At 61.5% G+C, this 15,099-nt stretch carries 12 protein-coding genes; 2 read left to right on the top strand and 10 right to left on the bottom strand.

Features of this window, described 5'->3' with window-relative positions; all coding sequences use genetic code 11:
• Positions 1-554: 554 nt before the first annotated feature.
• Complete coding sequence (tal, locus tag KYG_RS14210) at positions 555-1,502, bottom strand: transaldolase (protein ID WP_008905610.1); 948 nt, start codon at positions 1,500-1,502, stop codon at positions 555-557.
• A 168-nt stretch (positions 1,503-1,670) separates the two neighbouring features.
• Here tal and KYG_RS14205 point away from each other — a divergent pair, with 168 nt between their 5' ends.
• Entirely contained in the window at positions 1,671-2,516 is an 846-nt protein-coding gene (locus tag KYG_RS14205) for a MurR/RpiR family transcriptional regulator (RefSeq protein WP_008905609.1), read from the top strand.
• Positions 2,517-2,645: 129 nt separating this feature from the next.
• Here KYG_RS14205 and KYG_RS14200 read toward each other — a convergent pair whose 3' ends face one another.
• The 9 genes from KYG_RS14200 to KYG_RS14160 form a co-directional block, all read right to left on the bottom strand.
• Complete coding sequence (locus KYG_RS14200) at positions 2,646-4,241, bottom strand: ABC transporter substrate-binding protein (protein ID WP_008905608.1); 1,596 nt, start codon at positions 4,239-4,241, stop codon at positions 2,646-2,648.
• A 41-nt stretch (positions 4,242-4,282) separates the two neighbouring features.
• Positions 4,283-5,308 carry an ABC transporter ATP-binding protein gene (locus KYG_RS14195; protein WP_008905607.1) on the bottom strand — a complete coding sequence of 342 codons (1,026 nt, stop codon included), beginning with the start codon at positions 5,306-5,308 and terminating at the stop codon, positions 4,283-4,285.
• A complete protein-coding gene (locus tag KYG_RS14190) occupies positions 5,305-6,294 on the bottom strand; it encodes an ABC transporter ATP-binding protein (RefSeq protein WP_008905606.1) in 990 nt (329 codons plus the stop codon). The genes KYG_RS14195 and KYG_RS14190 overlap by 4 nt, the downstream gene beginning before the upstream one ends.
• A 38-nt stretch (positions 6,295-6,332) precedes the next feature.
• Entirely contained in the window at positions 6,333-7,244 is a 912-nt protein-coding gene (locus tag KYG_RS14185) for an ABC transporter permease (protein ID WP_008905605.1), read from the bottom strand.
• Positions 7,245-7,374: 130 nt separating this feature from the next.
• Positions 7,375-8,955: an ABC transporter substrate-binding protein gene (locus tag KYG_RS14180; RefSeq protein WP_008905604.1), complete on the bottom strand. Its 1,581-nt coding sequence runs from the start codon at positions 8,953-8,955 to the stop codon at positions 7,375-7,377.
• An 86-nt stretch (positions 8,956-9,041) separates the two neighbouring features.
• A complete protein-coding gene (locus tag KYG_RS14175) occupies positions 9,042-10,259 on the bottom strand; it encodes a M20 aminoacylase family protein (protein WP_008905603.1) in 1,218 nt (405 codons plus the stop codon).
• Positions 10,259-11,239 (bottom strand): ABC transporter permease, encoded by a 981-nt coding sequence (locus tag KYG_RS14170; RefSeq protein WP_008905602.1) that lies wholly within the window; start codon positions 11,237-11,239, stop codon positions 10,259-10,261. Before KYG_RS14170 ends, KYG_RS14175 begins: the two co-directional genes overlap by 1 nt.
• Positions 11,240-11,377: 138 nt before the next feature.
• Positions 11,378-12,958 carry an ABC transporter substrate-binding protein gene (locus KYG_RS14165; protein WP_008905601.1) on the bottom strand — a complete coding sequence of 527 codons (1,581 nt, stop codon included), beginning with the start codon at positions 12,956-12,958 and terminating at the stop codon, positions 11,378-11,380.
• Positions 12,959-13,206: 248 nt separating this feature from the next.
• Entirely contained in the window at positions 13,207-14,136 is a 930-nt protein-coding gene (locus KYG_RS14160) for a porin (RefSeq protein WP_008905600.1), read from the bottom strand.
• Positions 14,137-14,451: 315 nt separating this feature from the next.
• Here KYG_RS14160 and coq7 point away from each other — a divergent pair, with 315 nt between their 5' ends.
• Positions 14,452-15,069: a 2-polyprenyl-3-methyl-6-methoxy-1,4-benzoquinone monooxygenase gene (coq7, locus tag KYG_RS14155; protein ID WP_008905599.1), complete on the top strand. Its 618-nt coding sequence runs from the start codon at positions 14,452-14,454 to the stop codon at positions 15,067-15,069.
• The last annotated feature ends 30 nt before the right edge of the window (positions 15,070-15,099 follow it).

Raw genomic sequence — 15,099 nt, 5'->3', positions numbered from 1 at the left:
ACTGGGCCGAGCGTAGCGATGGCCCGAATGGATGTTCGGCTGCCCAACCCCCTGCTGGCTGCGCCTGTGGTGGGGCGGTTGCGGGGTGAGCATGGGCGTCGGAGCGCCCATGCCTCGTGAACTGACTCGCCGTGGTTGTCCGAGCGGCGCGCGCCAGCGCAAAGCGAGTTCCACGGCGCACCCCGCAACCGCCCCGACGCAGGTTTGCCACTTCGCCCAGCGAAGGGGTCGCAGACTGGGGGTCGCCTTTCTTTTGGGTACTTTTCTTTGGCGAAGCAAAGAACAAGTACCTCGGCCGCCGGGCCGAGACCCGGCCTCTGCCCTCAACACAGGCATGCTGCCCATCAGCGAGCTTGCGAGCAGCACCCAAGCTTCAACAAGCTCTCACGGATAGGGAGGCGCCCTGGCGTGGACAAGCTCCGCCCGAGCGGGTAAGTGCGGAGCCCAAGCCTCAACAGCCCCTCCCTCTGAGAGCAAAACAAGAAGCTACAAAAACAATAGCGGCTAGCGCCCGCCACACAAGCGCTAGCCGCCAATATCACTTCAAACAGGCCTCAAGCCGCCAGAATCATCTTCTCCAGCTTCTCCGCATCCGCAGCAAACGCCCGAATCCCTTCGGCCAGCTTCTCGGTCGCCATCGCATCCTCGTTCAGCGCAAACCGGAACCCTGCCTCGTCATAGTTCACCGCAGGCAGGTCCATGCCCTTGGCCGCCTCTGCATACAGCGCCCGCTGCAACGGCGCCTCATTTGCCGCCAGCTGCGCCAGCAGCTCGGGCGCAATGGTCAACAGATCGCAGCCGGCCAGGGCCGTGATCTGTCCGATGTTGCGAAAACTTGCGCCCATCACCTCGGTCGCGATGCCGAAGTGCTTGTAGTGGTTGTAGATCTGCGTGACCGATTGCACGCCGGGGTCATTCGCACCGGCACGTGCTGCCTCGTCCCAGCTCGCGCCCGCCTGCTTCTTGTACCAGTCGTAGATGCGACCTACGAAAGGCGAGATCAGCTGCACCTTGGCATCGCCACAGGCCACGGCCTGGGCGAATGAGAACAGCAGCGTGAGGTTGGTGTGGATGCCCTTGCGCTCCAGCTTCTCGGCGGCCTTGATGCCTTCCCAGGTGGCGGCGATCTTGATCAGCACGCGGTCGATGTGAATGCCTTCGGCCTGGTACAGCTCGATGATGCGTTCGGCGCGCGTGACGGTGGCACTCGTGTCGAAGCTCAAACGCGCATCGACCTCCGTGGAGACGCGGCCCGGAATGGTGGCGAGAATCTCGCGCCCGAAACGCACCAGCAACCGGTCGATGATTTCATCCATGGGCCGGCCCCGGAACCGGGCCACGGTGTCCTGCAACAGCGGCGCGTATTCGGGCTTTTGCACGGCCTTCAGGATGAGCGACGGGTTGGTGGTGGCATCCTGGGGCTGGAACTGCGCCAGTTGCTTGAAGTCGCCGGTGTCGGCAACCACGGTGGTGAACTGTTTGAGGGCGTCGAGTTGGTTCATGGCGCCATTATTCCGTATCGGCTGCGGGCCACGTTCAGCGCCCGCGGATCCGCCATGCACAGCGTGTAATTGGTTTACCAAATACGATGGAACGCAGTTACCATTTCTGGCTTCTTTGTTGCCATACTCCGGGCCGACTGCTGCGCCCTTCCCAGGAACACCGCCGACATGCTGGATCGCATCACCGCCTCGCTCACGTCCCTGGCCCCCGCCGAGCAGCGCGTAGCCAAACTGGTGCTGGCCGACCCCCGCGCCTTCGCCCGGCTGCCGGTGCGTGAGCTGGCCGACCGCGCGCATGTGAGCAAGCCCACCGTGGTGCGCTTTTGCCGCAGCATGGGCTACGACGGACTGGCAGATTTCAAGCTGAAACTGGCGGGCAGCGTGAGCGAGGGCGTGCCTTTCATCCACCGCAGCGTGGATGCCGACGACAAGACCGGCGACGTGCTCGTGAAGGTGGTCGACAACGCCGTGGCGGCTTTCCTGCAGTACCGCAACGCCGCCAGCACCGTGGCGCTGGAGCGCGCGGCGGAAGCCATTGCCGCCACCTGGAAAACCGGCAAACGCATCGAGTTCTATGGCGTGGGCAATTCAGGCATCGTGGCGCAGGACGCGCAGCACAAGTTCTTTCGCCTGGGTGTCACGTCGATTGCCACCAGCGACGGCCACATGCAGGTGATGAGCGCCACGCTGCTTCGCCCCGGCGACTGCGCCGTGATCATCTCCAACTCGGGCCGCACCCGCGACCTGATGGATGCCGCCGACATCGCGCGCAAGAACGGCGCCACCACCATCGCCATCACCGCCAGCGGCTCGCCGCTGGCCAGCACCTGCCAGATCCACCTGGCGGCCGACCACCCCGAGGGCTACGACCGCTACAGCCCGATGGTGTCGCGCCTCATGCACCTGCTGATCATCGACGTGCTGGCCACCTGCGTGGCGTTGCGTATTGGCAGCTCGCTGCAACCCATCCTGCAGCAGATGAAGGAGAACCTGCGGGCCAAGCGGTACGCTTGAGCTAGCGGCACAGCGAAAGCAGGAATCCGGCGAAAAGCAGGTACCGCCTTCGGTGCGGGACCCGTGCCAGCCAGAACATCACAGGCTCCTTGGGGAGCCTGTGATGCGGGTGATGAGCGAATGCCGTCGTCAGTTGATCTTGACGTGGCGCATGTCGACACGGTTGTCAGCCCTGTGCACCAGCTCGATGTTCTTTTTTACGGCCCAGGGAATGACCTGATCATGAAGTGGAATGTAGGCCACCGTGTCTTTGGCAAGCTGCAGTGCCTGCGTCATCAACCGGGTGCGCGCCGCAGCATCGGTTTCGATCTTGATACGGTCTACCAGCTTGTCCATCTCCGGATTGCTGTAGCGACCAAGGTTGTATTCGCCATCGCCACCGCTGCCCACCGTGCGCACCAGTGACTGGAGGCTGTACAGGGCGTCAAACGTCGGAACGCCCCAGCCCAGCAGGTAGATACTGGCTTCGTTGCGCTGGATGATCGGGAAGAACGTCGCCATCGGCATGGTGCGCACCTTGGCCATCACACCGATGCGCGCCCACATGAGCATCACGGTCTGGCAGATGTCCGCATCATGGATGTAGCGGTTGTTGGGGCATGCCAGATCCACCTCGAAACCCTCCACGTACCCAGCGGCAGCCATCAGCCGTTTTGCCCCCTCTACATCGTAGGGAAGGCGCTTGCCAATTTCCGGGCCCCATCCCGCGGCTTGGGGCGCCACAAGTGCTCCCGTCGGTTTCCCCAGCCCGCGCATGATGCTGCGTGTGATCACGTCTGTGTCGATCGCCTGATAGAGTGCCTTGCGCACGCGCACGTCTTTCAACGGGTTTTTGCCTTTGACGTTGGAGCCCACGAGTTCGTCGCGAAACTGGTCCATCCCGAGAAATATGGTCCGGTTTTCCAGGCCGTCTATGACCTGAAGGTTCGCATCCGAACGCAAGCGGCGCAGCTCCTGCGGTGCAGGGTCAAGCACCATGTCCACTTCTCCCGACAGCAAGGCTGCGGTACGGGCCGCAGTGGACTTGACTGGGGTGTAGACAATTTCCGTCACATTGCCCGCCATGGCCCCCCACCACTGCGGGTTGCGCTTGAAAACCATGCGCACACCGGGCTGCCAGGATTCCAGCATGAAAGGGCCGGTGCCCATGGCATTGCGGTGGGCAAACGTTTCATTCGCCTTGTCTGCCAGGTTGCTGGTGTTGAGCGGTTCCGTGGCCTTGTGTTTCTCGGCCCAGGCACGGCTCATCATGCGCAATTCGGTCATCTGGCGCAGCAACACCGGGTTGGGGCTGTTGAGAAACACATCCACCGTGCCGGAATCCACTTTGACCACCTTGGCGATACCCTGCGCATAGGGGCCAAACTGCGAGGTTTTGGCCTGCGCCCGCCCCAGCGAGAACACCACATCGTCTGCGGTGAACGCTGAGCCGTCATGGAATTTGACGCCCTGGCGCAGCACGAACCGAATCTGAGTGGGGCTGATCTCCCTCCAGGAGGCCGCCAGCATCGGCTCGACTTCGAAAGTCCTGCTGTTGTAGTACACCAGGCTTTCATACACGTTGGCGTGCAGGCCGTTTTGCAGCGCGAGGTTCTGCGCGTGGATGTCCCACGTGGTGATGTCCCCCTGGCTCGTCCACTTGAAAGTCTTGGCATGGGTGACAGGAGCCCCCACACACAGGCACAGCAGAGCCACCGCCAGCGCCTTGCGAGGCGAATATTTCATCTTTGGGTTTCCTTGAGAGTGGCGTGACTGGAAGGAAACTTTCAGATCCGACCTTCTTCCACCGCGTGGCACGCGATGCGGATGCCGCCAATGGTCAACAGCTTGGGGCGCTCGGTGCGACAGCGGTCGTTCACGTGCGGGCAGCGGGGGTTGAAGGCGCAGCCGGGCGGCGGGTTGAGCGGGTTGGGCACCTCGCCCTGCACGGGGGTGCGCGCCTTGCCGGTGTCGTGCATCTTGGGGATGGCATCGAGCAGCATGCGCGTGTAGGGGTGGCGTGGCGTGTCAAACAACGTGTGCTTGTCGGCCAGCTCCACCAGGCGGCCCAGGTACATCACGCCGACCTGGTCGCTCACGTGGCGCACCACCGCCAGGTTGTGGCTGATGAACAGGTAGGTGAGCTGCCGCTCGCGCTGCAGGTCCTTCATGATGTTGAGCACCTGCGCCTGCACCGAAACGTCGAGCGCGCTGGTGGGCTCGTCGCACACCAGAAACTCGGGCTCGGTAGCCAGGGCGCGCGCAATCGAGATGCGCTGGCGCTGCCCGCCCGAGAACTGGTGCGGGTACTTCACCATGTCCAGCGGCGACAGGCCGACGGACTTGAGCAGCTCGCCCACGCGCTGCTTGAGCTCGGCCTTGTCGGTGATGAGGCCGTGTTCCTTGAGCGGCTCGCCGATGATGTCTTCCACCAGCCAGCGGGGGTTCAGGCTGGCGTACGGGTCCTGGAAGATCATCTGGATGCGGCGGCGCATGGCGCGCGCATCGTTGCCCTTGAAGGCGGCGTGCGCATCCTGGTTGTCGAACGTCAGGCCGCCGCGAGTGGGCTCATACAGGCCGACCAGCAGGCGTGCCACGGTACTTTTGCCACAACCGGACTCTCCCACCAGGGCCAGGGTCTTGCCTTTTTCGATCTCGAAGCTCACGCCGTCCACGGCGTGCAGCAGGGTACGCGGCTTGCGTTCGATCACGCGGTTGAGCCAGGGAGCGGACACATCAAAGGTCTTGGCCAGGTCGTGTGCCTGCACCAGAGCCTTGCTCTTCACGGCGGGGCTTGTAGGGGCGGCGCTCATGCTGTCACCTCGGCAGTCTTCGTCGTGGCGCCAGCGTGCAGCCAGCAGGCGGCTCGGGTGGAGCCGGCATCCATCAGGTCGGGGCGGTCTGTCATGCAGCGGTCAAAGGTCTTGGGGCAGCGCGGGTTGTAGGCGCAGCCCTGGGGGATGGCGTTCAGGCGGGGCATGGCTCCGTCAATCTGGTTCAGGCGCTCGCGGTCCACCGTCATGTCGGGGATGGACGCCATGAGGCCGCTGGTGTAGGGGTGCGAGGGTTTGTTGATCACGTCATGCACAGGGCCGATCTCGGCCACGCGGCCGGCGTACAGCACGGCCACACGGTCGCAGGTCTCGGCAATCACACCCATGTCGTGGGTGATCAGCATGACGGCAGCGCCGCGCGATTTGCAGATGTTTTTCAGCAGCGTGATGATCTGCGCCTGAATGGACACGTCGAGCGCGGTGGTGGGCTCGTCGGCCACGATGAGCTTGGGCTCTGCGGCCAGGGCCAGGGCAATCACCACGCGCTGGCGCATGCCACCCGAGAACTGGTGCGGGTAGTGGTCGATGCGCTCTTCCGCGGCAGGGATGCCAGTGTCCTTGAGCAGTGCAATGGCACGCTGACGCGCCTCGGCAGGCGTGACCGGCAAGTGCGCAAGAATGGTTTCAGTGATCTGCCGGCCCACGGTGTAGAGCGGGTTCAGCGAGGTCAGTGGGTCCTGAAAGATGGCACCGATGCGACGGCCACGGATGTGGCGCATCTCTTCATTGCCGAGGTTGTCGATGCGCTGGCCTTCCAGCAGGATCTGGCCGGATGCGACGCGGCCCGGCGGTTCCAGCAGGCCGATGATGGCGGCGCCGGTAAGCGACTTGCCCGCGCCGGACTCCCCCACGACGCCCAGGATCTCGCCGGGTGCGATGGAGAAGGAAATGTCGTCCAGGGCGCGCAGGGTACCGCGGCGGCCCGGAAATTCGACTACGAGGTTTTTGACTTCTAGGAGAGACATGGGTTGTGTGCCTGCTTCAAAAATACTGCGAATGCCACTTAACGCAGGCGAGGATTCAGCGCGTCGCGCAGCCAGTCGCCCAGCAGGTTCACGGACAGGGCGATCAGCACCAGCATGGCGCCGGGGAAGACGGTGATCCACCATTCGCCGGAGAACAGGTAGTCGTTGCCGATGCGAATCAGGGTGCCCAGCGAGGGCGATGTGGGTGGCGCGCCTACGCCCAGAAACGACAGCGTGGCCTCGGTGATGATGGCCGTGGCCACCTGGATGGTGGCGAGCACCATCACGGGGCCCATCACGTTGGGCAGCACATGCTTGCGCATGATGCGCAGGGGCGACACGCCGGTGACGCGGGCGGCCTGCACATATTCCTTGTTGCGCTCCACCAGCGTGGAGCCACGCACCGTGCGGGCGTACTGCACCCAGCCGGTGAGGGAGATGGAGATGATCAACACACCAAAGGCCAACGACTCGTGCGCGTTCGGGAACAGCGCGCGACCGACACCGGCAATCAGCAGGGCCACCAGGATGGCGGGGAACGACAGCATCACGTCGCACAGGCGCATCAGAACGGCATCGATCCAGCCGCCCCGAAAGCCGGCCAGCAGGCCGAACGCCACGCCCACCACCACGGACAGCACCACCGAAGCGAGGCCCACCACGAGGGAGATGCGCGCGCCATAGATGAGCGCGGAAAGGATGTCACGGCCCTGATCGTCGGTACCCAGCGGGTACTTCATGGAGCCTTCGGCACTCCAGGCCGGGGGCAACCGGGCATCGCTGAGCTCCAGCGTAGCCAGATCAAACGGGTTGTGGGGCGCGACCCATCCGGCAAAAAGCGAACAGAACACGCAAATCAGGGCAATGGCAGCTGCCACCATCGCCATGGGCGATGTACGGAAGCTGTAGCCGATATCGCTGTCAAACCAGCGGGCAAGGGTAGTTTTCATTGTGGGAAACCAGTAAACATGCAACAACGCACGGCGCGGGTAGCAGCCGTGCGTTGCTTCCAGGCTGTCAATTAGCGATAGCTAAGTCGTACCTTCGTACTACCTCTCTACGACCTGTCGGTGTCGGTCTTTATTTCTCGATGCTCATCCACTTGAACGGCATGTAGTTGTCGGCCAGCTGCACGAGCTTGACCTTCTTGCTCACGCCCCAGGCCAGGGATTGCTGATGCAGTGGCAGATGACCGATATCGGCCGAGTGCAGGTCAAACGCTTCCTTGATCATCGCGTCACGTTTGACCTTGTCGGTCTCCGCCTGGATCTTCTTGGTCAGCTCGTCCACCTTGGGATTGCAGTAAGCACCCAGGTTGAACTGCCCCGCACCCTTGTCGTCGACACAGGCCATCAGCGCGTTCAGGGCGTTGTGTGCGTCGTAGGTGGAAGGCGTCCAGCCCAGCATGTAGAAGCTGGTGTCGCGGCGCAACACCTTGGGGAAATAGGTTCCCTTGGTCTCCGCCTGGAGGTTCACCTTGACGTTGATGCGCGACAGATTGGCGGCCACCGTCTGGCAGATGCGGCCATCGTTCACGTAGCGGTCATTGGGGCAGTTCATGGCCACTTCAAAACCGTTGGGATATCCGGCTTCCACCATGAGCTTCTTGGCGGCTTCCACATCGAAGGGCAGGCGCTTTGCATCAGGCTGGAAACCATTGATGCCAGGGCCGACCATGAGCGCAGATACGTTGGAGGCGCCGCGCATGACCGTGCGCTTGATGCCCTCGATGTCGATGGCCTGGTAGAAAGCCTGGCGCACGCGCTTGTCCTTGAAGGGGTTCTTGCCCTTGACGTTGGAGTAGAGCAGTTCATCGCGCTTTTGGTCCATGCCCAAAAAGATCGTGCGCAACTCGGGGCCCGTGATGGCGCGCGTATTTGCGCTGGCGTTCACCCGCTCGATGTCCTGCACCGGAATCGGTTCCATCACATCCACCTCGCCCGAGAGCAGGGCAGCCACGCGGGTTGCGTCGTTACCGATGGGCGTGAAGACCACTTCCGAGACATTCCCCTCGATGGTGCCCCAGTAAGTGCCGTTGCGGGTGAAAACCGAGCGGACATTCGGCTGGCGCTCGCGCAGACGGAACGGGCCGGTGCCGTTGGCGCGGAACGATGCCGCATTCTCGATGCCCTTGCGGCGATCCACCGGGCCCATGGCCTGGTTGGTCTCGCACCACTTCTTGCTCATGATGAAGACTTGCGAGATCACGTCGGGCAGGATGGGGAATGGCGTCTTGGTCTCGATTTCTACCGTATGGTCATTGATCTTGCGGACTTCCTTGAAATCATTGGTGTAGCTCTTCATGTCAGAGCCGTCCACCTGAGTCCGGGCAAAGCTGAAAACCACGTCGTCTGCAGTGAAAGGCGTTCCGTCATGAAACTGCACGCCCTTGCGCAGTTCGAAGCGCCAGACCGTAGGCGAAGTCTGCTTCCAGCTGGTCGCGAGCGCGGGGGCCAGGCTCAGATCCTTGTTGCGACCCACCAAGGGCTCGTACACATTGCTGGTCACGCTCAGCTGAAGCGACTCGTTGAGCGAGTGCGGGTCCATCGACAGGGCATCGCCCTGGTTTGCGATACGGATGGTTTGTGCGTTGGCTGCGAGCCCGGCCGCAGCCAGGGCAGCAAAGACAGCAGTAAGGGCGACTTTCTTCTGGAATTTCATAGAAATCTCCTGGTGATGAAATGGGGGCGAAGGAACGGGACAGTCGGATCGGTCTTGGTAGTGGCGTTTGTGGACGCTGTTTACAGTCAGGGTGTTGCCAGTGGCATGGCCTGCTCGATCAAGCTGGCATGCAAGGCGGAGCCCAAGGGCAAGATATCGTCGTTGAAGTCGTACCGGCTGTTGTGCAGGGCACTGCCGCTGGCGCCAGTGCCCTGGCCAATGCGCAAGTAGGCTCCCGGCTTGTTCTGCAGCATGAAGGAAAAGTCTTCTGCGCCCATGCTGGGCTCCAGGTCGCGCACCACATGGTCGGCGCCCAGCAGAGACTCGGCCACATCGCCCGCAAAAAGGGCTTCACTTTCACTATTGATCGTGGCGGGGTAGATGCGCTCGTAGTGCACGGTAGCGGTTGCGCCAAAGCCCAGTGCAATCGCGTTGCACAGTTCCTTCAGGCGCTTTTCCACCATCTCCTGCACCACGGGATCGAACGTGCGCACCGTACCCACCAGCGTGGCGGAGCCGGGCAGCACGCTGAAGGCGCCGAGATCGCCCGCCTGCGCGGCGCAGATACTCACCACGGCGCTTTCAATGGGGCGCACGTTCCGCGACACGATGCTTTGGGCCGCTGTAATGATGTGCGCTGCAACGACCAGCACATCCACGGTCTGGTAGGCATGGGCACCGTGTCCGCCGCGTCCGGTGATCTCGATGGTGAAGCGGTCGGCCGCTGCCATCATGGGGCCGGAGTTGATACCCACGGTGCCGGGCTTCATGGCAGGCCAGTTGTGCATTGCGTAGATCGACTGCACCGGAAACCGGTCAAACAAGCCGTCTTCCATCATCACGCGCGCACCCGCAAACCCCTCTTCACCCGGCTGAAACACCAGCACGGCGGTGCCGTCGAAGTTGCGTGTCTCGGCCAGATAGCGTGCAGCCCCCACCAGCATGGTGGTGTGGCCGTCATGACCGCAACCGTGCATGAGGCCTGGCTTGCAGGACTTCCAGGAGAAATCGTTGTGCTCGGCCAGCGGAAGTGCGTCCATGTCGGCGCGCAAGCCGACCATGCTGCCGCTGGAAGTGCTGCGCCCCCGGATCACGCCCACCACGCCGGTGCGGCCAATCCCTTCATGGATCTCATCCACACCGCAGAGCGCCAACGCCTCCTTGACGCGTTTGCTGGTGTAGATCTCCTCAAAGCCCAGTTCAGGGTGGGCATGCAAATCCCTGCGCAGCGCAGTCAGCTCAGGGTGGTACTGCGCAATGTGCGCAAACGCCCGGCCGCCGGCCTTCAGGCGTGGGCCCTGCATCAGTGGCCTCCTGCCTTGCCCACGCGCAACCGCGGATCGACGGCGAAGTACAACAGGTCCACCACCAGGTTGATCACCACGAAAATCAGCGCAATCAGACACAGGTAGGCGGCCATCACCGGGATGTCGGCGAACGTTACAGCCTGGATGAACAGCAGACCCATTCCAGGCCACTGGAACACCGTCTCGGTGATGATCGCAAAGGCGATCAGACCACCCAGTTGCAACCCCGTGATGGTCATCACAGGCACCAGCGTGTTCTTGAGCGCATGGCCAAAGTGGATAGCGCGATTGGACAAGCCCCGTGCACGCGCGAACTTGATGTAATCGGTGCGCAGCACCTCCAGCATTTCTGCACGCACCAGACGCATGATCAGCGTGAGCTGGAAGATGGCCAAGGTGATGGCCGGCAGGGTGATGTGGTGCCAGCCCTTGGCCTTGAGCAGGCCCGTGCTCCACCAGCCCATCTGCACAACTTCGCCGCGGCCGAAGCTCGGGAACCAGCCCAGCGTGACGGCGAACACCAGAATCAGCAGGATGCCGATGAGGAATGTAGGCAGGGAAACGCCCAGCAACGACAGCGTCATGAACACCTGGCTGGTGAACGTGCCGCGCTTGAGTGCGGCATATACGCCCATCGGCACGCCAATGACCAGCGCCAGGAAGGCGGCAACCAGCGCCAACTCCAGCGTTGCAGGGAAACGTTCGGCAATCAGGCGTGACACCTTGGCACCTTGGCGCAGGCTCAGGCCAAACTCACCTTGAGCGGCATTCACCAGAAAGTGCCAGAACTGCACGAAAAACGGTTTGTCCAGCCCCAGCGAAGCGCGCAGCTCGCGAATCTGTTCGGGAGTGGCATCCTGGCCCAGCAGGAACACCACGGGATCTCCTACGTACTGGAACAGCATGAAGGAGATGAAGGCCACCGTGACCATGACAATCACAGCCTGTATCAGGCGGCGCAATATAAAGGCAAGCATCGGAGAGTCGAGTGAGTGTTCGATGGGAACGCCGCAGCCACTTTTGATGGCGGGGGCGCTGTCAGGCAATACGTCGTCAAACTAAACCAAAGAGAGCAAGGGCCGCAGGGCCCTTGCTCTCAGTGTGTCGAGGATAAATCAGTTCACCTTGACCGTACGCATGTCCACGCGGTTATCTGCGCGATGGACGAGCTCAATATTCTTCTTTACCGCCCATGGGATCACCTGGTCATGCAAAGGAATGTGAGACACCGTGTCGTTGGAAAGCTGCAGTGCTTCCGTCAGCATGCGGGCGCGCACAGGAGCATCGGTCTCCGCCTTGATGCGGTCCACCAGATAGTCCATGCGCTGGTTGCTGTAACGGCCTACGTTGTAATTGCCGTCGCCACCCTGGCCGACCGTGCGCACGAGGGACTGCAGGCTGTACAGCGCATCAAAGGTAGGCACACCCCAGCCCAGCATGTAGATGCTGGCTTCGTAACGCTGGATCATGGGGAAATAGTTCACCAGCGGCATGGTGCGAAGCTTGGCTTTCACACCCACGCGGGACCACATGGCAGTGACAGCCTGGCAGATGGCTTCATCATTGATGTAGCGATTGTTCGGACAGGCAAAGTCGACCTCAAAACCGTCCGGGTAACCGGCTTCTGCAAGCAGCTTCTTGGAAGCTTCTACGCTGTACGGAAAGCGCTTGCCAACAGCCTCGGTATAACCGGCCACCTGAGGCGCCACGATGGTGCCCGTGGGCTTGCCCAACCCACGCATGATGTTGCGTGAAATGGTTTCTGCGTCGATGGCCTGGTACAGCGCCTTGCGCACGCGAACATCCTTGAGCGGGTTTTTGCCCTTGATGTTGGAGCCTGGCAACTCATCGCGGAACTGATCCATACCCAGGAAGATGGTGCGATTCTCAATACCATCGATCACCTTCAGGTCGGGGCTGGCACGCAAGCGACCCAGATCCTGCGGTGTAGGATCAAGCACCATGTCCACTTCGCCTGACAGCAGCGCCGCTATGCGCGTGGCAGCGGACTTGATCGGCGTGTACACGATCTCAGTCACGTTGCCATCCATCTTGCCCCACCAGTTGGGGTTGCGCTTGAACACCATCTTCACGTCAGGCTGCCAGGATTCCAGCGTGTAGGGGCCGGTGCCCATTGCGTTGCGGTGTGCGAAATTTTCGTCGGATGCCTTCATGTCCTTCGGGTCTACCGACTTGTTCTTTTCAGCCCACGCCTTGCTCATCATGCGCAGCTCGGTCATCTGGCGCAGCAACACCGGATTTGGTGCAGTCAGAATGACGTCAATGGTTTGCGCGTCCACCTTCACCACTTTACTGATGCCCTGCACGTAGGGCGTGAAGTTGGAAGTCTTGGCCATGGCGCGCTGTATTGAATACACAGCATCATCGGCCGTGAACGCGGAGCCGTCATGGAACTTCACGCCCTGGCGGAGCGTAAAACGCATCTGCGTGGGGCTAATCTCCTTCCACGCAGTGGCAAGCACGGGCTCCACGTCAAATGTCTTGCTGTTGTAGTACACCAGGCTTTCGTACACATTCGCATGCAGCCCGTTTTGCAGCGCATTGTTCTGCGAATGAATATCCCAAGTGGAAATTTCCCCCTGGCTGGCCCACTTGAATGGCTTGGCATGCAAGGCGGGGGCTGCGAGCAAGGCCACAGCAGCGGCCACCGACAACAGACTGAAATTGAGTTTCATGGAACCCTCTTGATTAAAAGTTTTACTATGCAGTAAAGGTTGCTCTATAGCTAACGGGAAATCCCTGAATACCAAGCTGCAGTGGGGTTTTGTACCGTTGTGATAGCAGTGATATCAAGGCCGAAATTCCATTTTCGCAACTCAAAACAAGCAAAAATCGCGCCACAACGATTACTCATAAAAAAACCGCCAACCCGAAGGGTGGCGGTTTTTTTGACTAATGGTCACTGGCTTACGCCAGCACCCCATCAGAAGTTGTGGCGAACACCCACGGAGAAGTGGTTCTTTGCGCCGGTAACCAGCTTCTTGTCGCCGTCCTTGTAGTAGGCAGCGTAAGCGAACGTGCGCTTGGACAGAGCGTACTTGCCTTCCAGCAGCACGTCGGTGTCCTTGAACTCGGTATCGCGAGCGATATCGAGGGTCAGAGCGAATGCACCCAGGGGCACGGTAGCGCCGAGGGTGAAGCCCTTGGGATCTGCATCCGTACCAGCGATATCAGAATCTTGCAACGAACCGGCGATCTTGAATGCACCGAAGTCATACGAAGCACCCAGTGCCAGACCGTCATTGCCGTTCTTCACGCTGTTGTACGACAGAGCAGTAGCCAGAGGGCCGTTTGCGTAGATCAGGTTCAGGTCGTACTTGGCATTGCCACCGTTGTCAGGCTTCATCACGTAGCCGAACGAGCCGGAGAAACCGCCCATCTTGGGCGTGTTGTACATGAACATGCTGTTGTTACGAGGACCAGCGGCAGCGTAGCCGAATTGGGTGCCCACAACAGAGTAGTTAGCGGTGCCGGTCAGTTCCCAGGCAGCGATACCGAAGAAGCTGGGGTTCAGGGCACGACCCATTTGGAACTTACCAAAACCACCCGACAGAGCCACGAAAGCAGCACGATTCCAAGCACCTGCAGCGCCGCCCGTCAGAGCGCCGTCTTCCAGGTTCACGCCTTGTTCGAAGTTGAAGGAAGCCGTCAGACCGCCGCCCAGATCTTCAACGCCACGCAGGCCGATACGGCTAGTACCGTTGTTCATGATGCTGGCCGAACCCATTTGGGCGCTAACACCGCTGGACTTGACCAGGGCTGCATCGGCCACGCCGTACAGGGTCACGGACGATTGAGCCATTGCAGCGCCGGAAGCAGCCAGCACGGCCAGGGCAATCAGGGATTTTTTCATTGCGAGTTACTCCAAGGTTAAACATAGGGCGCCGGTACGGGGGGTCTATGGTGAATGCACACCTGCACAGTCCCGCCGGTTCCCCGGGCCAACCTCCTGGTGGGGAAGTTGCTCTTATTGCACCAGACCCGGCCCGGTTTCGCAAAGGAATTCACCCACAATCGGGTCGAAAGGGGAAATTCGTTGCAGTGTTGCAACATTTCACCAAGTCCCGTCAAAATCGGGGAGTTGACGCACCGGGGAGGTGCCCCGCCCGGCTTTTATTTGTATCGGAGTGCAATTTGTGTTGCACATCCCGCCACCTCAAAGGTTTACATGGACGCGCTCCTGACCGCAGCAGACAACGCATTGCGCACACTCTTTGCCAAGCCCCTGGCTTCCGAGAAGTCACCGGCCCACGGCGTGCCCGAGGCAGCCCTCGATCCGGCACAGAAGAAGCTGGCCGGAGCCTTAATGCGGGTCAATCACGTGGGTGAAGTGTGCGCCCAGGCGCTGTACACGGCGCAGGCCGCCGTCACGCGGGACCCGCAGTTGCGCGCCCATCTCCAAGAGGCCGCAAGAGAAGAAACGGACCACCTCGCGTGGACACAGCAGCGCCTGGATGCCCTGGGCGCCCGCCCCAGCATTCTCAACCCGGTCTGGTTTGCGGGCGCCTTCGCCCTGGGCCTGGTGGCCGCCAAGGTCAGCGACCGGGCCAGCCTGGGATTTGTGGTGGAAACCGAGAAGCAGGTGGCGGAACACCTGAGCGGACATCTGGGCCGGCTACCGCTGCAGGATGTGGCGTCCCGGGCCGTGGTGGCGCGCATGAAAGAAGATGAAGAGCGGCATGCAGCACAGGCCCGGGCGTCGGGGGCGCTGGAGTTGCCCGCGCCTGCCCGTGCAGCCATGCGTGCGGCCGCAAAGGTCATGACCACCACGGCGCACTACCTCTGAAGTGGTTGCGGGTCGGTCCCGCAGGTCGGC

The sequence above is a fragment of the Acidovorax sp. NO-1 genome (genome assembly GCF_000238595.1).
In the GTDB taxonomy this organism is placed as follows: Bacteria; Pseudomonadota; Gammaproteobacteria; order Burkholderiales; family Burkholderiaceae_C; genus Acidovorax.
The sequence above is the reverse complement of the archived record's forward strand: the minus strand, read 5'-3'. Positions and strand labels throughout refer to the sequence as shown.